1 protein-coding gene is annotated in these 990 nt (G+C 75.8%); it reads left to right on the top strand.

The annotated features are described in order from the left end of the window. The coding region (locus G3I65_RS50715; RefSeq protein ID WP_160703050.1) for a GGDEF domain-containing protein at nt 1-897 on the top strand (897 nt) is incomplete at its 5' end. Between the last annotated feature and the right edge of the window lie 93 nt (nt 898-990).

The following is a 990-nucleotide window of genomic DNA, read 5'->3' as shown; positions in this document are numbered from 1 at the left end:
CCGCCGCACCGCACGGTGTTCACCGCGGCGACGCTCGCCTTGGCGGCGGCCGCCGCGGCCGCCGTGCTCCGGGCGACCGGCGCGCACGAGCACCTCCTCCACCTCGGCGACGGCGCCCGGCCCGGCTGGGCGGACCTCGCCGCCGTGGTCGCCGCCGGCGCCGTGCAGTGGACGGTCAACACCGCGCTCGTCGGCACGGTCATCGCGTGGACGGTCACCATCGAGCACCCCCGCCGGCTGCTGGGCAGCGCGTCGGACAACCTCCTGGAGGTCAGCCAGCTGGCGCTCGGCGTGTTCGTCGCGCTCGCGCTGCTGTGGTGGCCGCCCGCGGCGCTGCTGATGATCATCCCGACGTTCGCGCTGCACCAGTGCGTCCAGCTCGACCAGCTCAAGATCGCCGCGCGCACCGACCAGCGCACCGGGCTGCTCAACGCGATCGCGTGGCACCAGCAGGCCGAGCGCGCGCTCGAGCGCGCCCGCACCACCGGCGGCCGCATCGGAGTGCTGATGATCGACCTCGACTGGTTCAAGCGCATCAACGACACCCACGGCCACCCGGTCGGCGACGACGTCCTCGCCGAGGTGGCCACGGTCCTCGCGAAGACCGTCCGGCGCGGCGACACCGTCGGGCGCTACGGCGGGGAGGAGTTCGCCGTCCTGCTGCCGGACGTCGACGAAGCCGAGGTGCGCGCGGTCGCGGAGCGGATCCGGGTCCGGATCCGGGCCCTGCGTATTACCGCGCCGACCGGAGAGCGGGTAGCGCTGTCGGCGACCATCGGCGCGGCCCTGCACCCGGCGGTGGCCGAAGCGGGCCTGGACGGGGTCATCCGCGCGGCCGACGAGGCGTTGTACGCGGGGAAGAAGGCGGGCCGGGACCGGGTGGCGCTCGCGCTGTAGCTCAGCTGGTGCCGCGCACGACCAGCCGGTGCGCCGACGGCCGGCGGCTGTGCGGGCCGGGTGCAGCGCACCACCAGCCGGTGCGGGCCGGGC

The sequence above is a fragment of the Amycolatopsis sp. SID8362 genome, assembly GCF_010550475.1.
GTDB classification, from domain to species: Bacteria; Actinomycetota; Actinomycetes; order Mycobacteriales; family Pseudonocardiaceae; genus Amycolatopsis; species Amycolatopsis eburnea.
This window is presented reverse-complemented; position numbering and strand designations above follow the sequence as displayed.